The 20,074-nt window shown below is 71.5% G+C and carries 22 protein-coding genes, 3 pseudogenes and 1 riboswitch; of the genes and pseudogenes, 14 read left to right on the top strand and 11 right to left on the bottom strand.

Annotated features, from left to right (window positions below; genetic code table 11):
• Positions 1-37 precede the first annotated feature (37 nt).
• From RKD20_RS21630 to RKD20_RS21620, 3 genes and pseudogenes are all read left to right on the top strand, one after another.
• The gene (locus RKD20_RS21630) at positions 38-1,384 is read left to right on the top strand and encodes a tetratricopeptide repeat protein (RefSeq protein WP_424879172.1); all 1,347 of its coding nucleotides are present in this window, start codon (positions 38-40) and stop codon (positions 1,382-1,384) included.
• A 269-nt stretch (positions 1,385-1,653) separates the two neighbouring features.
• Positions 1,654-2,373: pseudogene (locus RKD20_RS21625) on the top strand (GAF domain-containing protein); the annotation flags it as partial.
• Between the two features lie 76 nt (positions 2,374-2,449).
• Positions 2,450-2,686, top strand: a complete 237-nt coding sequence (locus tag RKD20_RS21620; RefSeq protein WP_424879171.1) for an ANTAR domain-containing protein — start codon at positions 2,450-2,452, stop codon at positions 2,684-2,686.
• Positions 2,687-2,690: 4 nt separating this feature from the next.
• Here RKD20_RS21620 and RKD20_RS21615 read toward each other — a convergent pair whose 3' ends face one another.
• Together RKD20_RS21615 and RKD20_RS21610 are read right to left on the bottom strand one after the other, a co-directional pair.
• Positions 2,691-3,476 carry a hypothetical protein gene (locus RKD20_RS21615; RefSeq protein WP_424879170.1) on the bottom strand — a complete coding sequence of 262 codons (786 nt, stop codon included), beginning with the start codon at positions 3,474-3,476 and terminating at the stop codon, positions 2,691-2,693.
• A 99-nt stretch (positions 3,477-3,575) separates the two neighbouring features.
• Positions 3,576-4,130, bottom strand: coding sequence for a TetR/AcrR family transcriptional regulator (locus RKD20_RS21610; protein WP_424883283.1), 555 nt, complete (start codon positions 4,128-4,130; stop codon positions 3,576-3,578).
• A 122-nt stretch (positions 4,131-4,252) separates the two neighbouring features.
• Here RKD20_RS21610 and RKD20_RS21605 point away from each other — a divergent pair, with 122 nt between their 5' ends.
• Positions 4,253-5,254, top strand: a complete 1,002-nt coding sequence (locus RKD20_RS21605) for a DMT family transporter (protein WP_424883282.1) — start codon at positions 4,253-4,255, stop codon at positions 5,252-5,254.
• A gap of 326 nt (positions 5,255-5,580) precedes the next feature.
• On the opposite strand, the gene RKD20_RS21600 is transcribed toward RKD20_RS21605, so the two are convergent.
• On the bottom strand, positions 5,581-5,751 hold the full coding sequence (locus RKD20_RS21600) for an HGGxSTG domain-containing protein (protein WP_424879169.1): 171 nt from the start codon (positions 5,749-5,751) through the stop codon (positions 5,581-5,583).
• A gap of 115 nt (positions 5,752-5,866) precedes the next feature.
• On the bottom strand, positions 5,867-6,406 hold the full coding sequence (locus RKD20_RS21595; protein WP_424879168.1) for an ATP-binding protein: 540 nt from the start codon (positions 6,404-6,406) through the stop codon (positions 5,867-5,869).
• A 216-nt stretch (positions 6,407-6,622) separates the two neighbouring features.
• Between RKD20_RS21595 and RKD20_RS21590 the strand changes: the two genes are divergently transcribed.
• Both RKD20_RS21590 and RKD20_RS21585 read left to right on the top strand, forming a co-directional pair.
• Positions 6,623-7,504 carry a helix-turn-helix domain-containing protein gene (locus RKD20_RS21590; protein WP_424879167.1) on the top strand — a complete coding sequence of 294 codons (882 nt, stop codon included), beginning with the start codon at positions 6,623-6,625 and terminating at the stop codon, positions 7,502-7,504.
• A 3-nt stretch (positions 7,505-7,507) separates the two neighbouring features.
• Positions 7,508-7,693, top strand: a complete 186-nt coding sequence (locus tag RKD20_RS21585; protein ID WP_424879166.1) for a DUF397 domain-containing protein — start codon at positions 7,508-7,510, stop codon at positions 7,691-7,693.
• Positions 7,694-7,908: 215 nt separating this feature from the next.
• Here the strand turns inward: RKD20_RS21585 and RKD20_RS21580 are convergent, their stop codons facing one another.
• Positions 7,909-8,256 carry an ArsR/SmtB family transcription factor gene (locus tag RKD20_RS21580; RefSeq protein WP_424879165.1) on the bottom strand — a complete coding sequence of 116 codons (348 nt, stop codon included), beginning with the start codon at positions 8,254-8,256 and terminating at the stop codon, positions 7,909-7,911.
• 81 nt (positions 8,257-8,337) lie between these two features.
• Positions 8,338-8,543: riboswitch (cobalamin riboswitch) on the top strand.
• A gap of 29 nt (positions 8,544-8,572) precedes the next feature.
• On the opposite strand from RKD20_RS21580, the gene RKD20_RS21575 reads away from it, so the two are divergent.
• Positions 8,573-9,673 (top strand): HoxN/HupN/NixA family nickel/cobalt transporter, encoded by a 1,101-nt coding sequence (locus RKD20_RS21575; protein WP_424879164.1) that lies wholly within the window; start codon positions 8,573-8,575, stop codon positions 9,671-9,673.
• Between the two features lie 16 nt (positions 9,674-9,689).
• Here the strand turns inward: RKD20_RS21575 and RKD20_RS21570 are convergent, their stop codons facing one another.
• Positions 9,690-10,652: a nucleoside hydrolase gene (locus RKD20_RS21570; RefSeq protein WP_424879163.1), complete on the bottom strand. Its 963-nt coding sequence runs from the start codon at positions 10,650-10,652 to the stop codon at positions 9,690-9,692.
• A 38-nt stretch (positions 10,653-10,690) separates the two neighbouring features.
• A complete protein-coding gene (gene thrS, locus RKD20_RS21565; RefSeq protein ID WP_424879162.1) occupies positions 10,691-11,914 on the bottom strand; it encodes a threonine--tRNA ligase in 1,224 nt (407 codons plus the stop codon).
• 280 nt (positions 11,915-12,194) lie between these two features.
• Between thrS and RKD20_RS21560 the strand changes: the two genes are divergently transcribed.
• The 5 genes and pseudogenes from RKD20_RS21560 (at position 12,195) to RKD20_RS21540 (ending at position 14,674) form a co-directional block, all read left to right on the top strand.
• Entirely contained in the window at positions 12,195-12,722 is a 528-nt protein-coding gene (locus RKD20_RS21560) for a sigma-70 family RNA polymerase sigma factor (RefSeq protein ID WP_424879161.1), read from the top strand.
• Positions 12,719-12,808 (top strand): annotated as a pseudogene (locus tag RKD20_RS21555) (RskA family anti-sigma factor); the annotation flags it as partial. The gene RKD20_RS21560 and the pseudogene RKD20_RS21555, both read left to right, overlap by 4 nt.
• Positions 12,793-13,161, top strand: a pseudogene (locus RKD20_RS21550) (fasciclin domain-containing protein); the annotation flags it as partial. The pseudogenes RKD20_RS21555 and RKD20_RS21550, both read left to right, overlap by 16 nt.
• Positions 13,162-13,356: 195 nt before the next feature.
• Positions 13,357-13,776, top strand: a complete 420-nt coding sequence (locus RKD20_RS21545) for a hypothetical protein (RefSeq protein ID WP_424879160.1) — start codon at positions 13,357-13,359, stop codon at positions 13,774-13,776.
• Positions 13,766-14,674 carry a YihY/virulence factor BrkB family protein gene (locus tag RKD20_RS21540; RefSeq protein ID WP_424879159.1) on the top strand — a complete coding sequence of 303 codons (909 nt, stop codon included), beginning with the start codon at positions 13,766-13,768 and terminating at the stop codon, positions 14,672-14,674. The genes RKD20_RS21545 and RKD20_RS21540 overlap by 11 nt, the downstream gene beginning before the upstream one ends.
• Positions 14,675-15,008: 334 nt before the next feature.
• Here RKD20_RS21540 and RKD20_RS21535 read toward each other — a convergent pair whose 3' ends face one another.
• Together RKD20_RS21535 and RKD20_RS21530 are read right to left on the bottom strand one after the other, a co-directional pair.
• Complete coding sequence (locus tag RKD20_RS21535) at positions 15,009-15,233, bottom strand: hypothetical protein (RefSeq protein ID WP_391176962.1); 225 nt, start codon at positions 15,231-15,233, stop codon at positions 15,009-15,011.
• A 44-nt stretch (positions 15,234-15,277) separates the two neighbouring features.
• Positions 15,278-15,511 carry a hypothetical protein gene (locus tag RKD20_RS21530; protein ID WP_424879158.1) on the bottom strand — a complete coding sequence of 78 codons (234 nt, stop codon included), beginning with the start codon at positions 15,509-15,511 and terminating at the stop codon, positions 15,278-15,280.
• A 142-nt stretch (positions 15,512-15,653) separates the two neighbouring features.
• On the opposite strand from RKD20_RS21530, the gene RKD20_RS21525 reads away from it, so the two are divergent.
• Positions 15,654-16,229, top strand: coding sequence for a dihydrofolate reductase family protein (locus tag RKD20_RS21525; RefSeq protein WP_424879157.1), 576 nt, complete (start codon positions 15,654-15,656; stop codon positions 16,227-16,229).
• 66 nt (positions 16,230-16,295) lie between these two features.
• Here RKD20_RS21525 and RKD20_RS21520 read toward each other — a convergent pair whose 3' ends face one another.
• Positions 16,296-17,240: an LAETG motif-containing sortase-dependent surface protein gene (locus RKD20_RS21520; protein ID WP_424879156.1), complete on the bottom strand. Its 945-nt coding sequence runs from the start codon at positions 17,238-17,240 to the stop codon at positions 16,296-16,298.
• A gap of 280 nt (positions 17,241-17,520) precedes the next feature.
• Between RKD20_RS21520 and RKD20_RS21515 the strand changes: the two genes are divergently transcribed.
• Positions 17,521-19,194: an alpha-amylase family glycosyl hydrolase gene (locus RKD20_RS21515; protein ID WP_424879155.1), complete on the top strand. Its 1,674-nt coding sequence runs from the start codon at positions 17,521-17,523 to the stop codon at positions 19,192-19,194.
• Positions 19,195-19,196: 2 nt separating this feature from the next.
• Here the strand turns inward: RKD20_RS21515 and RKD20_RS21510 are convergent, their stop codons facing one another.
• Positions 19,197-19,958, bottom strand: coding sequence for a DUF4142 domain-containing protein (locus tag RKD20_RS21510; RefSeq protein ID WP_424883281.1), 762 nt, complete (start codon positions 19,956-19,958; stop codon positions 19,197-19,199).
• Between the last annotated feature and the right edge of the window lie 116 nt (positions 19,959-20,074).

The raw sequence follows: 20,074 nt of genomic DNA, 5'->3' as shown, positions 1-20,074 counted from the left end.
GCGAGCCGAACGGCAAGAGGGGCTTGGGGAGTTGGCCATGTCGGAGCGGGACGACCCGGGCATCATCGGGCGACGGGTGCAGCAGCTGCGGGTCGAACGCGGGCTGACCCAGAAACAGCTGGCCGAACCGGCCTACACACCGGCCTACATCTCCACCCTGGAGTCCGGGCGGGTGCGGCCCTCCGACGACGCGCTCCGGCACCTCGCCGACCGTCTCGGCGTCGGCTTCGAGGAACTGGCCACCGGCCGTCCGGCCCGGCTCGTCACCGATCTGCGGCTGCGCCTCACCGAGGCCCAGCGCACCCTGGCCACCGGGGAGGCCGAGGAGTCCGCCGCGCAGTACGCCCGGCTGCTCACCGAGGCCGACGGGCTCGACCTCGCCGAGGCGAGGGCCGCCGCCCTGCTCGGGCTCGGGGAGTGCGCGGTGGAGACGGGCGAACTCGGCGCCGCACGCGAGTACTTCGAGCGCGCGGAGAAGGCGCTCGGCGAGGACGTACCGCTGCCCGCCCGCGTTCCCGCCCTGCGCGGACGAGCCCTCGCCCACTACCTCACCGGTGAACTGCGCTACTCCGTCTACCTGTTGGAATCCACCATCGACGAGCTCAACCGCGGTGGCCTCCACGACCCCGACGCCCTGCTCCTCCTCTACGCGAGCGTCATCGGCCCCTACATGGACATGGGCGCCCACGCGCGCGCCGCCCAGGCCGCCGAACTCGCCCTCGCGCTCGCCCCGCAGTCCGGCGACCCCGCCCTCGTCGCCCGCATGCACCGCTCCGTCGCCCGCACCCTGCTCGCCGAGGGCCGCCTCGCCGAGGCCGACGCCTCCCTCGCCAAGGCCGCCGAACTGTACCGGCAGCTCCAGCTCCGCACCGAACTCGCCAACTGCCACTGGATGCGCGGATACGTCTACGCCCAGAACGGCGAACTGGAGCGCGCCGAGGCCGAGTTGCGGCAGGCCCTCGCCATGCTCTCCGCCAAGCGGGCCGCCCTCTACTCCAGCCAGGCCGCCGTCGAACTCGCCGACGTGCTGCACCGGCGCGGCAAGTCCGACGAGGCCGCGGCCCTTCTCCACGACGTGCTCAGCGACCTCAGCTCCGAGCGCGGCGCCCTGCACTCCGCCGCCGCCCACCGCCTCCTCGGGATCATCGCCGAGGACGCCCGGGACACCGAGGCCGCCGAGGAGCACTACGTCCGCGCCCTGAGCCTCCTGGAACGGGCCGGAGCCGCCGGTGACCTGGCCGACCTGTGCCGGCTGCTGGGTGATCTGCTCCGCCGTACGGGACGGGTCGAGGCGGCGCTGGACGCGTACCGGACGGGCCTCGGACACCGTACGGCCCCCGGCACCACCACGCTCGGCCCCGCACCCGCACAGCCCCCGCTGTGACGGTTCAGGGCGGCCCTCCTGGAAGGTCCCCGGTCCGCTCGGGAGGAGGCGCCCGGGTCGGCGTCGCGGAACAGGGACGAAGAGCACGGCACGGCTGAGGCCGGCGGCCGAGGGGTGGGCGCGAGCCCCGGTCCTGGGCGTTTCGCCCAGGGGACGAGGGGTAGCCGGGCGGTGCCCCTGGGCGGGAACGCCACGAGCGGCGCCCCCCGCTTCCGGTGAGTCTGCTCGGGGGCCGGTGACGGACAGCTCCGCGTCGACCGAAGGAGGCGGTGACCGTGCGGCCCAGGGACGCGTACGGCGAGGAGCCCGGTCCGTTCTCCGGGGCGTCCGACGAACCCGACGTCGATGCCGACTCGTCCGCCCTCCCACGAGGCGCGCACGAACGACAGCACGGACGGGAACGGGGCCGCCGGGGCGGGCGTGAGGGCGGCATCGAGCGTGAACGTGAGACGGGACGTGATCGCGGCGGCGGCCGGGAGTACGGGGTCGGGCGGGAGCGCGAGGTCGGACGCGATCGCACGGCCGGACGGGAGCTCGGGACCTGCCAGGACCACGAACCCGCCCCCACCCACCGCACCGACCCCCCACCGACCCGCGATCATGCGCGGGTCTCCGAGGTCATCGCCGCAGGCGTGCGCGGCTCCGGCCCCGCCGAGATTCCGGGCAAGCTGTGTGTGGCCGCCGTCGAGTTGTTGCCGGTGGCCGGGGCGAGTGTGTCGTTGTGGACCGACGGGATGCCCGTGCAGCTCAGTGCCAGCAGTGACCGGGCCGCTCAACTGTCGGACATCCAGGCCACGTTGGGGGACGGCCCCTGTGCGGCCGCCGCGGCGACCGGTGCCGCCGTGTTCGCCACCGACCTGACGTCCGGCCGGGACGCGGGCCGCTGGCCGGTGTTCGCCGAGGAGGCCACCGCCGCCGGGATACGGGCGGTGTACTCGATGCCGCTCGGCAACGACACCGTGTGCGTGGGCACCCTCGACCTCTGTCGCGAGGCCCCCGGCGCACTCACCCGGCGTGAGCTGCGCGTCGCCGAGCTCGTGGCCAGTGTCATGACGGGTGGCCCTGATGGCCCTGCCCCGGGGCGAGGAGAACGGCCCCGACGGCGAGGACCCCTGGCTCAACGGCCTGGCCTCCGCGCACGACGAGGTGTACCAGGCCGTCGGCATGATCATGGTGCAGCTCGGCGTCGACTCGGACGAGGCGCTGGCCCGGCTGCGCGCACACGCCTTCGCACACGGCCGGACCGCGCTCGAGGTCGCGCACGACGTGGTCTGGCACCGCAAGCGGTTCGACGGGGACTGACCGCTCACACCTGCACCCGCCCCTGCCTGCGCACCTCCGTCAGCCGCTCCGCGCCCAGCTGTACGGCCGTCCGCGTGGCGTCCGTCTGCACGTCGCCGAAGCCGCCGTTCGTCACACTGATCGCGTCCTGCCCCACGCGCAGCGCCGCGACCTCCAGCGTGAGCGTCGTCGGTGCGCCGTCCGGCGACTGCCCGGTCAGCAGCACCCGCAGCCCCTGCCGGGCGTCCCCCGCCTCCGGCAACGGCATCGCGGCGACCTGCACCCCCAGGACGGCCCCGGTTGCCGTGGTGGCCGCGAACCGCCCGCACGTGCGCGGAAGGCTCTTGAGCCAGTCCAGGGTCCTGCCGATCTCCGCAGGCGGACGCGCGAGCACCTGGTACCGCATCTGCGCCTCGTTCCACACGTCGTCCATCCCGACGACCGCACGGGCCTGGGCGTCGGCCCCGAACACCTCGTCCGCGTACAGCGCGTCGAGCAGCCGCTGACACGCCCGCCGGTCGGCCTTCGCCTTCAGCACCCCGTCGTGCCAGGTGGCCACCCCCTGGGCCGGCGTCCAGGGCTCACCCAGGTCCGTCTCGGTGACGAGCGCGGCCCGTGCCATGGCCTCGGTGAGGACCGAGGACGCGGCGGGAGACGCCTTCGGAGACCGGGGCGGCGCGCTGCTGGGCGGCGTGATCGGCGCCTTGGGAGCGGTGGGCGGCGTGGAGAGCGCGGAACAGGCCGTGGCGGCGAGGAGCCCGGAGAGGGCGAGGGCGGAGGCGGCGGCGCGGGCGACGCGGGGCGGGGTCATGCTTCAAGTGATCACCGGGTTCACCGAGGTCACCAGCGGTCCGGGCCGTACGGGTTACGGGTGTGCCGGGCCGCGGGCCGCAGCTGTGCCGCGCCGCGACTACGACCCGTGCCCGCCCACGGCCTCCACGCCCTCCACGAGCACCACGGCTTCCTCGCAGGCGACCCCGATCGGGTCGGCGAAGACGCGCAGTCCGTGGGCGACCAGTGCGCCCTCGTGCAGGAGCATGAGCGTGCGGGCCTGTGCGGGAGCCAGGTCGGTGAAGAGCCGGAGCATCCACCGCTTCTGGCCGGTGATGACGGCGTACGCCGGGTGGGAGGGGTCGCTGATCTCGGCGTGCGCGTTGACCATGCCGCACCCCTTGGGGCTGTGCTCGTCCATCCAGTCCCGGGAGGCCGCGAAGACCGCGCGGACCCGGTCGACGGCCCTGGGCCCCGCCGTCTCCAGCCGTTCCCCGACATACGCCCGCCAACGCTCGTCCCGGTCGGCGAGGTACTCCACGACGATCTGCTCCTTGGAGCCGAACCGGTCGTAGAGCGTCTTCTTCGTCACCCCTGCCTCGGCGGCGATCAGGTCCACGCCGACCGCGTGGATGCCGCGCTCGTAGAACAGCCGGGACGCCGACGCGAGGGCGCGCCGCGCGGCCGGGGTCATGTCGATCCGCCGTACCTGAGGTGTGCCGTCTCCGTCTCCCACCCTCCCGACTATACCGATCTGTATAGTGGGCGGCCAGGGACGGAATATACAGATCGGTATAGTCACGGGTGGTGACCCTCATGAACGTCCTGCTCTCCGCGGCCTTCGTCGTGTGCTGGAGCTCCGGATTCGTCGGCGCCAAGCTGGGCACGCAGGACGCCGGCGCGACGACGCTCCTGATGTGGCGGTTCCTGCCGCTGGCGGCCGTCCTCGCGGTGTTCGCCGCATACCGGGGCCGGGCCTCGTGGCGCGCCCTGACGCCCCGCGCCGCCGGCCGGCAGGCCCTGATCGGGCTGCTCTCCCAGAGCGGCTACCTGCTCACCGTCTACCACGCCATCCAACTCGGCGTCTCCAGCGGTACGACGGCCCTGATCGACGGCACCCAGCCCCTGGTCGCGGGAGCGCTCGCCGGCCCGCTGCTGCGCCAGTACGTCCCGGCCCGGCAGTGGCTCGGCCTGTGCCTGGGCCTCGGCGGGGTCGCCCTGGTCACCACGGCCGACGCGGCGTCGACCACCGGTGTGGCCTGGTGGACCTACCTCGTCCCGTTCGCCGGGATGCTCTCCCTGGTCGCGGCCACCTTCCTCGACCGGCGTTCGCGCACCCCGGTGGCCCCGGCCGTGTCGATGACCGTCCACTGCGCCACCAGCGCCGTCGTCTTCACGACCGCCGCCCTCACGACCGGCACCGCGACCCCGCCCGCCACCGGGTCCTTCTGGCTGGCGATGATCTGGCTCGTGGCCCTGTCCACCTTCGGCGGCTACGGCCTGTACTGGCTCGTCCTCCAGCGCTCCGGAGTCACCGAGGTCAACACCCTCATGTTCCTCATGGCGCCCGTCACCGCCGTCTGGGGCGCGTTGATCTTCGGCGAACCCTTCACTCCCCAGACCGCGTTGGGCCTGGCGGTCGCCCTGACGGCGGTGGCCGTGGTGCGCGGGGTGAGCTCCCGCGCGCGCCCGGGTGTCGGCGTCTCAGCGACGGTCTTGGTCACTGTGGTGGGGTTCTGCGTCGGCGTCGAGTCGGTGCCTCCACAGCCGCTCACGCCGATCACTGCGGTCAGCAGCAGTGACACTGCTCCCACATGAGCGACGCGGTTCATGGGTGTTACCTCATGGCAAGGGACGTCTTCATCTCCAGACTGCGCCCCCGCCATCGGGACAGCAACGTGTGGCGGACACCATGCGAGGCGAACTGGATCAGCCGCCCTGGTCCCGGCTGTTCCCCGTGGTTCCCCGCCCGATCTGGCACGGGTCTGGCACGGGTCTGGCACGGCCGGGTCCTCAAGCGGCGCGGCAAGTTCGCTCAGGTCGTTGGACGCCTCGGCCAGCGACCACAGCTGGTGGAGGCGACGGTGCTCTAGAAGCACCGCTTCAGCAGTTCGATCACTGACCTGTGGGCCCAAGCAGTCCGGCTAGCGCTTCTTACGTATCGTGCGCTTCTTCTCTTTGGCCTCCTTCTCCTTGCGCTGCGCCACTCCGTACGCCGACCACGAGCCTTGATGGACTGGGCAGCGGGAGGTGCCGGACACGACCTTCCTTTGACACCGCCCGCCTGTCTTCGTTCGTGCGCCACACTTCGCCATGCCTTCTCCCTCGTCTGATGCGCAGTGCTCAGGGCGCTAGGCACCGTGACGCGCTCTCTCGTCACTGCGAAGGCGTGAACCGCGGCGAGTTGTAGTGCGCGGGCGCACCCTGCCGTCAGTGGCCGTGGGGCCCGATGCCGTTGTCGTTCGTTACTGGCGCGACCACCTGTGGAGAGAGCGTCGAGGCCGAGCCGTGGCTCTCACCGCCTCCGGACAGTTGCCCGTCGCGCTTCCTTGGGATGTCCAGTTCCGCCCATACGGTCTTGCCCACCGTGAGCCTCTCCACCGCCCAACGACCGGCCAATACGCGCACGATGAGCAGGCCCCGGCCGAACTGGTCGTCCGGCGAGGCCGGGTGGGCGTTGGGCAGGCGTTCCCCCCTCGGGTCGGTCACCACGACGCGGAGTGCCGTGTCCGAGAGGGACGTCTCGACACGGAAGAGGCGGTTTCGTAGGCAGCCGTGGAGCAACGCGTTCGTGCACAACTCGCTTGCCAGCAGCGCCGCGTCGCCGGCGAGGTCGGGATGGCCCCAGTCGGCGGCGAGCCCGGCGACGCGTCTGCGGGCGAGGGTGATGCTGCGGGGGTAGGGGGTGTAGCTGACCTCGTCGTGGCGGGCGTAGGGCTTGGGCGGGCCGGGAGGGCAGGTGTCGGTCACGGGGTCCTCCGGGGTGGGGGGAGTTGCGGTGGCTCCGCCGTGCGGGCGGCACGGTGCACTTCCGCCAACTCTCTGCACTGAGCGAGCGATCGAGCACTGACGGTAGTGGCCCGCTCACGGTGTGCACAAGCAGTCTCGGGGAAATATGTCTCCAGTTTCACTTGTGTTGTGACCACGGTGAACCACACACTGGCCACGATCAGGAGGTGACACGAAGTGTCCACAGGCCAGTTCACACGCGGCAGCCGCGTATCCACCGTCCTCGCACGCAAGTTGGGCGGTGAACTGCTGAGGCTCCGGGACCGGGCAGGCCTGACCCAGCCGCAGGCTGCGGAGGCGCTGTCGGCTACGGCCGCCAAAGTGGCCAAGATGGAGCGCGGGTGGGTGCCGTTCCGCGATCCTGACATCAAGATCCTGTGCGAGTTGTACGGCGTGACCGACCCGAAGGCCCTGGAGCGGTTGTTGAGCCTCGCCAGGACCGACCGGGAGCGTCGCAAGGCCAAGGGGTGGTGGAACCAGTACCCCGAGCTGCGTTCCCTGGTGGAGTACGTGGCCCTGGAGGACATTGCGACCGGCGTCCGGACCTGGCAAGGGGCCTTCGTCCCGGGTCTGCTGCAGACGCCGGACTATGCCAGGGCGCTGGCCATCGGCAATGCCGACTGGGACGAGCCGGGCGAGATCGAGCGCTTCGTGGAAGCGAAGATCGCACGGCAGGCGCGGCTGGCGGACGGCAGTCCGCTCGACCTGTGGGCCGTTGTCGGAGAGGGGGCACTACGTCAACTGGTCGGCGGACGTGAGGTCATGCGTGCCCAGCTGACACACCTGGTCGAGGCGTCCGGGCTTCCCAACGTCAAGGTGCAGGTGGTTCCGTTTCTCGCCGGCTCCCACCCCGGCATGACCAGCGCCTTCAGCGTCGTCTCCTTCGCCGAACCTGGTGCGATGGACGTGGTCTACATGGACACGACCTCGTCTACGCTGTGGCTGGAGAGCGAGGCGGACGCGGTCCGGCACAACACCAAGTTCGAGCGGATCGCCAGGAACGGACTCGTTCTTCACGACTCCGTCGAGCTGATCGAACGCATCCGCAAGGAGCTGTGAACCGTGCCGCACTTCGAGTTCGCCAAGTCCAGCCACAGCAGTGGGAACGGCGAGTGTGTCGAAGTCGCCCGCAACATCCCCATCACCGTCGCCGTCCGCGACTCCAAGACCCCCCACGGGCCGATACTCCGCGTCGTCCCCCACACCTGGACCACTTTCATACGGTCCCTGGACAGCCGCCGAAGCTGATCCACCCGCACCATGACCTGGACCGAAGCCGAGTACCTCCACCTCCTCCAGTCCAAGCGCCGCGCCTACGCCTGGGTGATGCGGCGCTATGGCGGCAGAGGCATGGCACTGGGCGATGAGCCGGATCCACGGGGCGCGCTACCCCGTCGAGCATCCCGAACCGACCGATCCGTCACCCGCGTACCGAACCGCCCTGTCCTGACCGGCCCAGCCTCTCAGGACACCTGCCCCAACAACCCCCGCACCGCCTCGTCCACCACCCGGTACCGCACCACGCGCCCCTCTTTCTCCCCCGCGACCACCCCCGCCGCCCGCAGCAGCCGCAGTGCCTGAGATACGGCCGGGTCGTTCATCCCCGTCGCGATCGCGAGGTCCGAGACCGCCAAGGGGCCGGTGCGGTGCAGGGCCAGGAGCAGGGCGAGGCGGTTCGGGTCGGCGAGGAGGGCGAAGCGGTCGGACCAGGTGCGGACGTGTCCCGGGTCGCCGATCGCGGCGATGGCGTCGCACACCCGGTGTCCGTCGATGGTGCGGCGGTCGGCTCGGTCGGCCGGGACGAGGTGCATGGGGCACATCCTCGCAGGCGGCCTTGTGTGATCTTCCATACCTGCGCAGGTGTGCAGCTATGCAGGAGCCCCCGCCCCCGCCTACGGTGGGCGGGCCGTGGTGCTCGGGAAACCGGTGACGACCCCTCAAAGGTCCATGCCGGTGCGGCCCTCGCCACTGTGATCGGGGAGTTTCCCTCCCACGTCCCCCGCGGGACAGCCACTGGCCGTCGTCATCAGGCCGGGAAGGCGGGCAGGGAAACGCACGACCCGTAAGCCAGGAGACCGGCCACGGCAGCTCACGCGTTCATCCACGAGGTGCTGGAGTGACCACCGTATGACCGACCCTGCCCTGCCCGACGCCGCCCAGCCCTCCGCCTCGTTCCGCTGGCGGCGCGAGGACACCGTCAGGACGGCCGGTCTGATGGCCGCGATAGCCGCCCTGCACGTCCTCGCCTTCGGCATCCTGTTCCTGCTGGTCGTCCCGGGGCACTACGAGGTCGGCGACAAGGCCTTCGGCATCGGCCTCGGCATCACCGCCTACACCCTCGGCATGCGGCACGCCTTCGACGCGGACCACATCGCCGCGATCGACAACACCACCCGCAAGCTGATGGCCGACGGCAAGCGGCCGGTGTCGGTGGGGTTCTGGTTCGCGCTCGGGCACTCCAGCGTGGTGGTCGTGCTCGCCGCGCTCATCGCGGGCGGCACCCAGCTCGCCGGCAAGGTCATGAACGAGGGGTCCGGCACCCACCAGGTCCTGGGCTTTCTCGGTACGACGATCTCAGGGACCTTCCTCTATCTCATCGCCGCCCTCAACCTGGTCGCCCTGGTCGGCATCCTGAAGGTCTTCCGGTCGATGCGGGCGGGGTCGTACGACGAGAAGGAGCTGGAACAGCACCTGGATTCCAGGGGCTTCATGAACCGGATCCTCGGGCGGCTCACCAAGTCCATCACCCGGCCGGGGCAGATGTTTCCGCTGGGCTTCCTCTTCGGGCTGGGCTTCGACACGGCGACCGAGGTGACGTTGATGGTGATGGCCGGGTCGGGTGCGGCCGCCGGTCTCCCCTGGTACGCGATCCTCTGCCTCCCCCTCCTCTTCGCCGCCGGAATGAGCCTGTTCGACACCCTCGACGGCACGTTCATGAACTTCGCCTACCAGTGGGCCTTCTCCAACCCCGTCCGCAAGGTCTTCTACAACCTCGCCATCACCGGACTGTCGATCGCGGTCGCCTTCTTCATCGGGACGATCGAGCTCGTCGGTGTCCTGCACGACAAGCTCGACCTCACCGACGCCCTCACCACCTGGATCGCCGACATCGACCTCGACAACGTCGGCTACGTCATCGTCGGCCTGTTCGTGGTGGTGTGGGCGGCGGCGATCGCCTACTGGCGGCTCGCGAAGGTGGAGCAGCGGTGGGGCGTCAGCAGTTCCTGAGGGGACCGGACCCGCGCTAGACCCCCTCCACCGCCGTCAGCCACAGCTTCACGTACCGCTCCACGTCGACGCCCAACCCCACGTCCACGAGGGTCACTTCACGCTCGCCCTCGTGGAGCTCGGACTCACCGGGACGGCGGCGGCGGTCGACGACGGTCTGGCCGCGGGTCGGGCCCGGGGCCAGGCTCACCTCCACCGGCAGCAGCTCGGTGGTCAGTCCGTCCGGGTCGACGACCGCGCAGACCGCGCCCGCGTCGCCGAGGCCGCCCGTGGGGGTGGGGTCGCCGGAGGTGGCGGGGTCGCGGTGGGCGAGGAGTTCGCCGGCCATGCGCAGGCTGGGCTCCGAACTGTCCCGCAGCCGCTGGACGTCGGCGGCCGGGACGACGACCCGCTCGAACACGTCCAGGCCGTACATCGTGATCGGTACCCCGGCGGTGAGCAGGACGGCGGCCGCCTCCGGGTCGTGCCAGACGTTGAACTCCGCGACCGGCGTGGCGTTCCCGGTCGCCACCGCGCCGCCCATGAAGACGATCCGCTCGATGTTCCGCACCACTTCGGGATGCGTACGAAGGAGCAGCGCGATGTTGGTGAGCGGCGCGGTCGGGATCAGCGTGACCGGTCGGGGCGAGGCCAGGATCTCCCGCCTGAGCAGGGTCACCGCGTCCACGTCCACCGCCACCCGGGTCGGCGCGGGCAGCCCCAGGTCGCCCATGCCGTCGAGGCCGTGCACGTGCTGCGCGGTGCGCACGGGCTCGATCAGCGGCCGCGCGGCACCCCGGGCGACCGGGATGTCACCGGCCCCGGCCTGCTCCAGGACGGTCAGCGTGTTGCGGACCACGCCGTCGACGTCGGTGTTCCCTGCGACACAGGTGACCGCGCGCAGGTCGATGCCGGGATGCCGTACGGCGAACAACAGGGCCAGGGCGTCGTCGACACCGGTGTCGCAGTCGATGATCACCGGGATGGGCTGACCGGTCACGGCGGGGGTCCTTTCGTCACTGGCGTACGGGACCGACCTTACGCAGCCGCCCAGAGTTCGGCCCCGCGATCACCGTCCCGGGCGCCGATCCGGTCCAGCAGCTCGTCGACCGGCACGGCTCCGGGCCTGCGGCCGTCCCGCAGTCGTACGGCCGCACTGCCGGCCTCGGCCTCCCGCTCGCCGATCACCGCCTGGTACGGCACGAGGCGCGCGGCGCGGACGCGGGCGCCGAGGGTGCCGTGGCCGGGGCCGGAGAGTTCGGCCCGGATGCCGCGCTCCTCGGCCCGCCGTACGACGTCGAGGGCCTGCTCCTCCTGGGCGTCGCCCACCGGCAGGACCACGAGCTGCACGGGGGCGAGCCACACCGGGAAGGCGCCGCCGTGGGTCTCGACGAGATGCGCGACCGCCCGTTCCACGCTGCCGATGATGCTGCGATGGACCATCACCGGGCGGTGTTTGTCGCCGTCGGGGCCGATGTAGTGGAGGTCGAAGCGTTCGGGCTGGTGGAAGTCGATCTGGACGGTGGAGAGGGTGGACTCCCGGCCGGCGGGGTCGGTGATCTGCACGTCGATCTTGGGACCGTAGAAGGCGGCCTCGCCCGCGACCGACTCGTACTCGACGCCGTCCAGGACCTCTTCGAGGAGGGCGTTGGCGCGGCGCCAGAGCGCGGGGTCCGCGACGTACTTGCCGGAGTCTCCCGGGAGGGACAGACGGTACCTGGACGCCCGGATGCCGAGGTCGTCGTAGGCGCGGCGGATGAGTGCGAGGGCGTCGCGGGCTTCCGCCACGGCCTGTTCCGGGGTGCAGAAGATGTGGGCGTCATTGAGCTGGATGGCGCGGACGCGGGTGAGGCCGCCGAGGACGCCGGAGAGTTCGGAGCGGTACATGCCACCCAACTCTGCGATGCGGAGCGGGAGTTCGCGGTAGCTGTGAGAACGGGACCGGTAGATGAGGGCGTGATGCGGGCACAGGCTGGGCCGCAGCACGACCTCCTCGCCACCTAGCCGCATCGGCGGGAACATGTCGTCGCCGTAGTGCGACCAGTGCCCTGAGATCTCGTACAGCTCCCGCTTCCCGAGCACGGGCGAGTACACGTGCCGGTATCCGGCGGCCCGCTCGGCCGCCCTGACGTACTCCTCCAGGACATGCCGTACGACGGCCCCGTCGGGCAGCCAGTACGGCAGCCCGGCGCCCATCAGCGGATCGGTGTCGAACAGATCGAGTTCACGGCCGAGTCGGCGGTGGTCGTGCACGGGGTTCATGCGGTTCTCCTTCGCGGTGGGGGGCGAGGAACCGGCGGGAACGGCGAAGCCCCGGGGCACTCGCCCCGGGGCTTCGGACTGCGTCAGCGGTCAGCGCGCCGGGACCTGCTCCGGCGTCGTCGTGATCGACGGGATGGCGAGGGCTCGGGCGCGCTGCATGGGGTGAGCGTAGGGGAGGGATGGAGGTCGAGGCGAAGGATTTTGGTGCCCTTCGCATCCAATCCGCGACGGCCGCAGAAACGGATTACGCCCGGACATGTCCCGATCGTGGAGGCCCGCGGTGAAAGAAGCAGTACACATCGGAAGAAAACCCTCTGCGGAACCCGATCTTCAGGAGCTGGTGGGCCGGGTGGCGCTGGGCGACGAGGAGGCGTTCGCCCGGGTCTACGACACGGTGGTGGGTTCCGTACTGGGGGTCGTGCGCGCCGTACTGCGTGATCAGGCGCAGTCGGAGGAGGTCGTGCAGGAAGTGCTCGTGGAGGTGTGGCGGACCGCTCCCCGTTACCGCTCCGACCGCGGGACGGCCCTCAACTGGATCCTCACCCTGGCGCACCGCCGGGCGGTGGACCGGCTGCCCGAGTACGACGAGGTGGTCGAGCACGTCGAGGCCCGCCTGGAACGGGAACAGGTACGGCGCTGTCTGCGCACCCTGACCGAGATCCAGCGCCAGGCCGTCACCCTCGCCTGCTACCGCGGACTGACCTACCGCCAGGTGGCGGAGGCGCTGGCGCTTCCGCTCGGCACCGTGAAGACCCGACTGCGCGACGGACTCATCCGGCTGCGCGACTGCCCGGGGGTGACCGCATGACGACCGTCGACCTGCACCGGATGACGGGTGCCTACGCACTGCACGCGCTGTCCGACGACGAGACCGCCGCCTTCGAACGCCACCTTCCGCGGTGAAGAAGGCCGGGCTGGTCGACACCCTCAACAACGCCCAGGACATCACCGTGTTCGCGCCGACCAACGACGCCTTCGCGAAGATCCCGAAGGCCACGCTGGACAAGGTCCTGAACGACAAGGCCCAGTTGACGAAGATCCTCACCTATCACGTCGTCGGCCGGAAGCTCACCCCGAAGGACCTGGAGAACGGCTCCTTCGACACCCTGGAGAAGTCGAAGGTGACCACCGCCGGTTCCGGCGAGTCGTACACCGTCAACGACTCCGCCAAGGTGGTCTGCGGCAACGTCAGGACCGCCAACGCCAACGTCTACATCATCGACAGCGTGCTCATGCCCACCAGCTGACGATCCGTCGATGAACGGGAACCCGAGGGCGCCACTCCCCGTGGCGCCCTCGGGCCGTTTCCGGTGAGTTGTTCTGGCGACCGAGCCGGTCCGGCGGCCGCCCCTCGCCGAACCGGCCCCGGACACCGAGCCCGTCTGCGGCGCCGTGGAGCGGGCATCCGTACGGGAACACCCTCGTACCGCAGGAGGTGGAGCGTGATCTCGCGCACCCGTGGCACCGTCGACCGGGCCGCTCTCGGCGTCATGGGACTCCTGTTCCTCCGCACGGGCTCGTGGCCCGCCGCCACGGACCGCGCCGTCGCCGGCCGGCTGCCGTCCGGGTGGCCCGTGACCCGAGAGGGCACCGTCCGCCCGCAGGCACCGGCCGAGGCGCTGACCGCACGGGTGGCCGCCCTGCCCGGCGTCGCCCGCGACCGGGCCCGTGTGCCGTCCCGGCGGGCGCAGCGGCCGGAGGCCCGACTGCGGGTCCGGCTGGAACCGGACACACCCCCGCACGCCCTCCTGCCCGGTCTCCGCGCGGCGACCGCGGAGGCCGAACGGACGGTGGCGCCCCACGAGCTGCGCGCCCGGGTCCGCCTGAGCGCCGCGTCGCACCGCATGCCGCATGTCCGCTGAGCCCTGCGTCGACGACGCCCGCCGGCCCCGCCGTCTGCCGCGGCCGCCCGCCGCCTGGTGGCCCGCGCTGCGGCGCACGCCGGTGTCGCTGTGGAACGACGACCTCTCGGACGACGCGGCGGCGCTGACGTACTACGCGATCCTCGCGGTGCTGCCCGCGATGCTGGCCATCGTCCTGGCGGTCGGCATGATCAGCCCGGACACGGCGGAGGAGTTCGTCCGGCAGGTCACCGCGTACGCCCCTGCCCAGTCCGGTACCGACCTGCACGCCGTCCTGGCCCGCGCGCTGGGCGGCGGCCGCACCGCCTGGCCCCTGCTGGTGGCCGGTGCGGCCAGCGCCCTGTGGTCGGCGTCCAGTTACCTCGCCGTCTTCCGCCGCTCCCTGCACCGCATGCACCGGGTGGAGGACCGGCGGTCGCCCTGGCGCAAGGCGCACCGCTTGGTGCTCACCGCGCTGGCGCTGCTCGGGCTGCTGCTGGTCGGCTCGCTCACCCTGCTGCTGACCGGCCCCCTCGCGCAGGCCGCCGGCCGGGCCGCGGGCGTGGACTCCACCGCCGCCTGGGCGTGGAGCCTGCTGCGCTGGCCCGTGCTGCTGTGCCTGGTGGCACTCCTGGTCGTGGTCGTCTTCCGTACCGGCCCGGCTCCGGCGCGGCGGCGCGGACACAGCCTGCCCGGCGGGGCGCTGGCCGCGGGCCTGTGGCTGGCGGTCTCCGCGGGCTTCTCCGCGTACGCCTCGACACTCGGCGCCTACAGCCGGCTGTACGGCTCGCTCGCCGGCGTCGTCGTCTTCCTCGTCTGGCTGTGGCTGTCGAACCTGGCCCTGCTGACGGGAGCGCAGTTCGCGGCGGAGCTCGCGGGGGCCCGCGGTCGGAGCACCGGGAAGTCCCCGGTGCCGTAGCACTCCCGGGCAAGCGGGTCGGGGGTGCCCTGCGGGTCGGGCAGATGGACGACGACGGCCGCGGCCGCTCCGCCGCCGGGCGGACGGATTCCGCGCGGCGGCCCACGCGGGACCGGGGAGGTGCGGCGATCGTCGTCGTCCCCGCGGAGCCGCCGGCCACGCGGCCGTGCGGCGGGCCGCGCACCGGACGAGGGGGCGCGTATGCACTGGCCCGGCGCCCGGAGCAGCGCGCCGTGGACAGGCCCGTGGCACAGAGGCGTCACTCCCGGCGCCTGTCGGCCTTGTCCGCGTCAGAGCCGGCCCCCGGCCGGGACGTCGTGCCGCTGTCCGTACGTCAGCCGCTTGTCTCCGGCCCCCACCGTTCCGGCCCACCCCCCTTCCACTCGATCCACGGCGACTGCGCCACCTCCGCCGCGTCGATCTCCAGCCCCGCCCGGCGGAGGAACTCGGCGACGTCGGTCAGGTTGTGGGCCAGGCCGAGGATCTCGCCGTCGACGCGGACACGGCGGCCGCCGGTGGGGGACGGGGGGTGCACGATCACGCGGATCGGTCCGGACATGTCCTCAGGATCGTCCGGGACGTACGGTCCCGCACTTCGGTCCGTCATGAGTGCGACCGTTCGCGCCCGTCGTTGCCACGGCGCCCCAGATCACGGAGCTCCCACCACTCCGCCGGGCGGGGGCGCCGTTGCTGCCAGTAGGGGTGGAAGAACAGCTGGGCCGACAGCCGGTGCAGGCGTCGGCGCAGCTCGGTGCGGCCGGGGCGCTCGGCGAGCTGCCGGTAGGTGGCACTCCACTCGCGCTGTGCTCGGGCCAGGTCGTCGGGGAACGATCGCATGCCCGGATTCAATCATGTGTTCGATTTATTGGGCCATGGCGAGTACGGCGACGCATCCGGTACGGCGATGACTTCCGGAGGCGGGCCGGGTCTACCGGGAGGACGGACAGACGGACATCCCTTCAGAAGACCGGAGAACGACATGACCGCCACGTACACCTTCGACGTTTTTTCCAGCCTCGACGGCTACGGCGCCGCCGGCGGCGACTGGGGCGGCTACTGGGGCAAGCAGGGCCCCGAGCTGCTCGACCACCGTCTCGCCCTGTACGGCGCGGAGCAGCGGATGGTCTTCGGGGCCACCACCTTCCGGGCCTTCGTGCGGATGCTGGCCGAGAGCAGTGAGGGGGACGACGTGCGGGACCCCTGGGTCACCCGGATGAAGAACCTGCCGACGACGGTGGTGTCGAAGACGCTGGAGGGCCCCCTCGACTGGCCGGACGCGACCCTCCTGAGCGGGGACGCCGTCGAGGTCGTGGCCCGGCTCAAGAAGGAGTCCGAGGTGCCGTTGCGCTCGCACGGCAGTCTGGCGATGAACCGGGCCCTGATGGCCGCCGGCCTGGTCGACCGTGTGCAGGTGACGGTTTTTCCCGTCATCACCGGCCGGACCGGCCTTGACCCGGTCTTCCGGGGCGCGGAGGACTTCGATCTGGAGCTGCTGGAGAGCCGGACGCTCGACGGGAACATCCAGGAGCTCGTCTACCGGCCCACCCTGCACTGAACCCAGAAGGGCCGCCCGCACCGCGAACGGTGGGACGGCCCCCTCGGAAAGGGTCAGGCGAAAGGGTCAGGCGCGCGAAGCCTTGCGGCGACGCGTGGCGAGCACGATGCCCGCGCCACCCGCGAGCAGCACCGCCGCACCGCCCGCGATCAGCGGGGTGTTGCTGCTGGCGCCGGTCTCGGCGAGGTTGTCACCGCCGCCACCGTTCGGGGTGGGGGCGCCCGGAGTCGTGGTGGACTCCGAGGCGGACGGGGTCGGGCTGTCGGTGCCCGGGGTCTCGGAGGCCGGGGGCGTGCTCTCGGACGCCGGCGGCGTGGACTCGGAGGCCGGCGGGGTCGACTCCGAGGCCGGCGGAGTGGTCTCCGAGGCCGGCGGGGTCGCCGGAGGCGTGGTCTGCGTGGTCGTGCAGTCCTTCGTGCCGCCGTTCCAGGCCGCGATCAGCTTGTCCTTGATGACCGGGTGGTCCGGGCCCTTGGGGAGGTCGCCGTGCGGAAGGCCGTCCTTGGCGTCGAGCCGGCCGTCGAACTTCGTGTTGCCCCGGTAGAGGTCGATCTGCGCGTAGCAGCCGAGGTCCGGGATCGAGATGTCGAGGGAGTCCACGGAGCCGGCCTTGACGGTCACGGTGTCGAAGTCGTGGAAGACCTGCTCGCCGGAGGTGGCGAACGTCGGGCCGTGCGCGCGGTAGGACGCGAGAGAGGCGGTGCAGGTGGACGCGTCGCCCGCCGCGCGGACCTTGACGTGCACCTTGCCGTCGTCGGTCGGCTTCAGGTTCAGGTCGTCGACCTTGACCGAGGCGAAGAAGTTCTTGCCGTCGAGGGAGAACTCGCAGCGGTCGGTCTCGGTCTTCGAGCCGGCGCCCGTACCCGGCTTGTAGCTTCCGCCGTTGTCCCAGCCCTTGCCGCCGGGGCAGTCGGAGGCGGAGGCGACGGAGGCGAGGGCAGCGGAGAAGGCGAGCGTCGCGGCGCCCGTCCCCAACAGGCGCCGCATGGTGACACGTCTCGCTATGGACATACGTATCCCGTCAGGATGAGAGTGAGTGGTTACAGCAAGCATCAGAAACACTGGGCCCATTGGTCACACGGGCCACGGTGTTCACACATCGTGGATCTCGTTGCGGAATGCTGTCAACCTGCGGTGATACGGGGGCCGTTCGGCGGCCATCACAATTTCGACACACCAGGAATCATTCACTCCGCACAACCCAGGTTCACTTTTCCATCGACGTGGACAGATATCCCCTTTGTCGCCTTGATGGGCCGCACTTCCGCACCCGCCTTGCAGAGGAGCCCGCGTGACCGCCCGCACCACCACGCCCGACCCCTCGCCCGACCTTTCCAGCAACGACCCGAACTGGTGGCGGCAGGCCGTCGTCTACCAGGTCTACCCCCGCAGCTTCGCCGACGCCGACGGTGACGGTCTCGGGGACATCAGGGGCGTCACCGAGCGCCTCACGCACCTGGCCGCCCTCGGTGCCGACGCCCTGTGGCTGAGCCCGTTCTACCCCTCCGAACTCGCCGACGGCGGCTACGACGTGGCCGACTACCGGAATGTCGACCCGCGCCTGGGCACCCTCGACGACTTCGGCGCCATGGTCGCCGAGGCCCACCGGCTCGGCCTGAAAGTGATCGTCGATCTCGTCCCGAACCACACCTCCCACCAACATGTCTGGTTCCAGGAGGCCCTCGCGGCCGGGCCCGGGTCCGCGGCACGCGCGCGGTACGTCTTCCGGGACGGCCGGGGAGCGCACGGCGAACTCCCGCCCACCGACTGGCAGTCCGTCTTCGGCGGCAGCGCCTGGCGGCGGGTCGCCGACGGGCAGTGGTACCTGCATCTGTTCGCCCCCGAGCAGCCCGACCTCGACTGGTCCCACGACGAGGTCCGTGAGGACTTCCGCACCACCCTGCGCTTCTGGTCCGACCGCGGGGTCGACGGCTTCCGCGTGGACGTGGCGCACGCGCTGGCCAAGGACCTGACCGAGCCGCTGCGCGACCTCGGCGACCTGCCCGGCGTCGCGGAGGAGGCCCTGGACCTGCTGCCCCCGGGCGGCCACCCCTACTGGGACCGCGACGAGGTCCACGAGATCTACCGCGACTGGCGCACCATCCTCGACTCCTACACGCCACCGCGTACGGCCGTCGCCGAGGCCTGGGTCCCGGGTCCGCGCCGCGCGCTGTACGCCCGCGCGGACGAACTCGGCCAGGCCTTCAACTTCGAGTACCTCCAGACGCCCTGGGACGCCGGCGAACTGCGCCAGGTCATCGCCGACTCCCTCGCCACCGCCCGCGCGGCCCACGCCTCGGCCACCTGGGTGCTCTCCAACCACGACGTCGTACGGCACGCCTCGCGCCTCGTGCTCCCGCCGGGCACCGACGAGAACGCCTGGCTGCTGTCCGGCGGCCACGCCCCCGGGATCGACCTCTCCCAGGGCCTGCGGCGCGCCCGCGCGGCCACGCTGCTCATGCTCGCGCTGCCGGGATCGTCGTACGTCTACCAGGGCGAGGAACTCGGGCTGCCCGAGGCCGCCGACCTGCCCGTCGAGGTGCTCCAGGACCCGATCTGGGAGCAGACGGGCCGGGTCCGCAAGGGGCGCGACGGGTGCCGGGTGCCGCTGCCGTGGACGAGGAGCGGTCCGTCGTACGGCTTCGGCGCGGGCGGTGCCTGGCTGCCGCAGCCGCAGTGGTTCGCCGAATACGCCGTCGAGGCCCAGGACGGTGTCGAGGGCTCCACGCTGGAGCTGTACCGCACCGCCCTGCGCCTGCGCCGCAAGCTCCTCCAGGGGGAGGAGCTCACCTGGACGGACACCAGGCCGGCCGGGGTGCTGGACTTCGTCCGCCACGAGGGCTGGCGGTGTGTCGCCAACCTGTCGGGGACCGCGGTGCCGCTGCCCGCCGGGGAGGTGCTGCTGACCAGCAGCCCGGTGGAGGACGGGCTGCTGGGGCCGGACACCACGGCCTGGCTCGGGTAGGGCTATCCGATCGTCGGCGTCGGGCTCGCGCCCGTGGCCGGGGTGGCGCCGTTCGCGTTCTGGCCCGGGATCCCGAGCGGCGTCGACGTCGGGTTCGGCGGCGGGGTGAGCACGACCATCTGTGCGCCGGGCTGCGGGGCCGGCGGGGTCAGGTCACTGCTGGGCAGCTTCGGCGGAGTGGTCTGCATGAAGAGGGCCTGGTCGAAGTTGACGAAGCCGGTCTTCTCCATGACCGTCATGTGGTCCAGCACCGTGTCGTTGGCCATGTCGGCAAGCGACCGCACCAGCGAGTTCTTGGTGGTGGAACGGATCTTCGCGATCGCGTTGAAGATCGAACCGTGCGTCACCCGCAGGATGTTGGCGAAGTTCGTGTCGAACTGCTGGCCGGAGCTGGAGTCGATCGTGTTCACGAAGCCGACCTGCTGCGGACTCGCCACGTTCGGGATGGTGATGTTGAGCATCGGCGCGATCTTGCGGCAGGCGTCGTCCAGGGCCGCGTGCCCGTCGATGAGGTGGCGCCCGGCCTCCTTCACCTCCGGGGTCGTCCCCTTCTGCAGGGCGATCTGACCCAGCGGGTACTCCCACAGACCGGCCGCGCGCACCTTGACGACGAAGTCGCGGTCCTGCTCGGTCAGCGGGCCCCACTGCGTCTGGGCGATGATTCTGTCCTGCGCGGTCGAAGCCTGACTGACACCCAGCATGGACGGGTACGTGAGAGCGCCCAGCGTCAGAATGAGGGCTCCGCCCACGACCAGCGTTCCCATCGCGTTGCGCGAGAGTGGCACCGTGCCTCCTGCCCGGTAGGGGTTCCCCGCCGGGAGGCGGGTCGGACGCACAGGAGTACGGACGCGGGGGCGTGAGTGTTCATCAGCTCTGCCTG

The sequence above is a fragment of the Streptomyces sp. SLBN-8D4 genome (genome assembly GCF_049739545.1).
Taxonomy (GTDB): domain Bacteria; phylum Actinomycetota; class Actinomycetes; order Streptomycetales; family Streptomycetaceae; genus Streptomyces; species Streptomyces canus_C.
The sequence above is the reverse complement of the archived record's forward strand: the minus strand, read 5'-3'. Positions and strand labels throughout refer to the sequence as shown.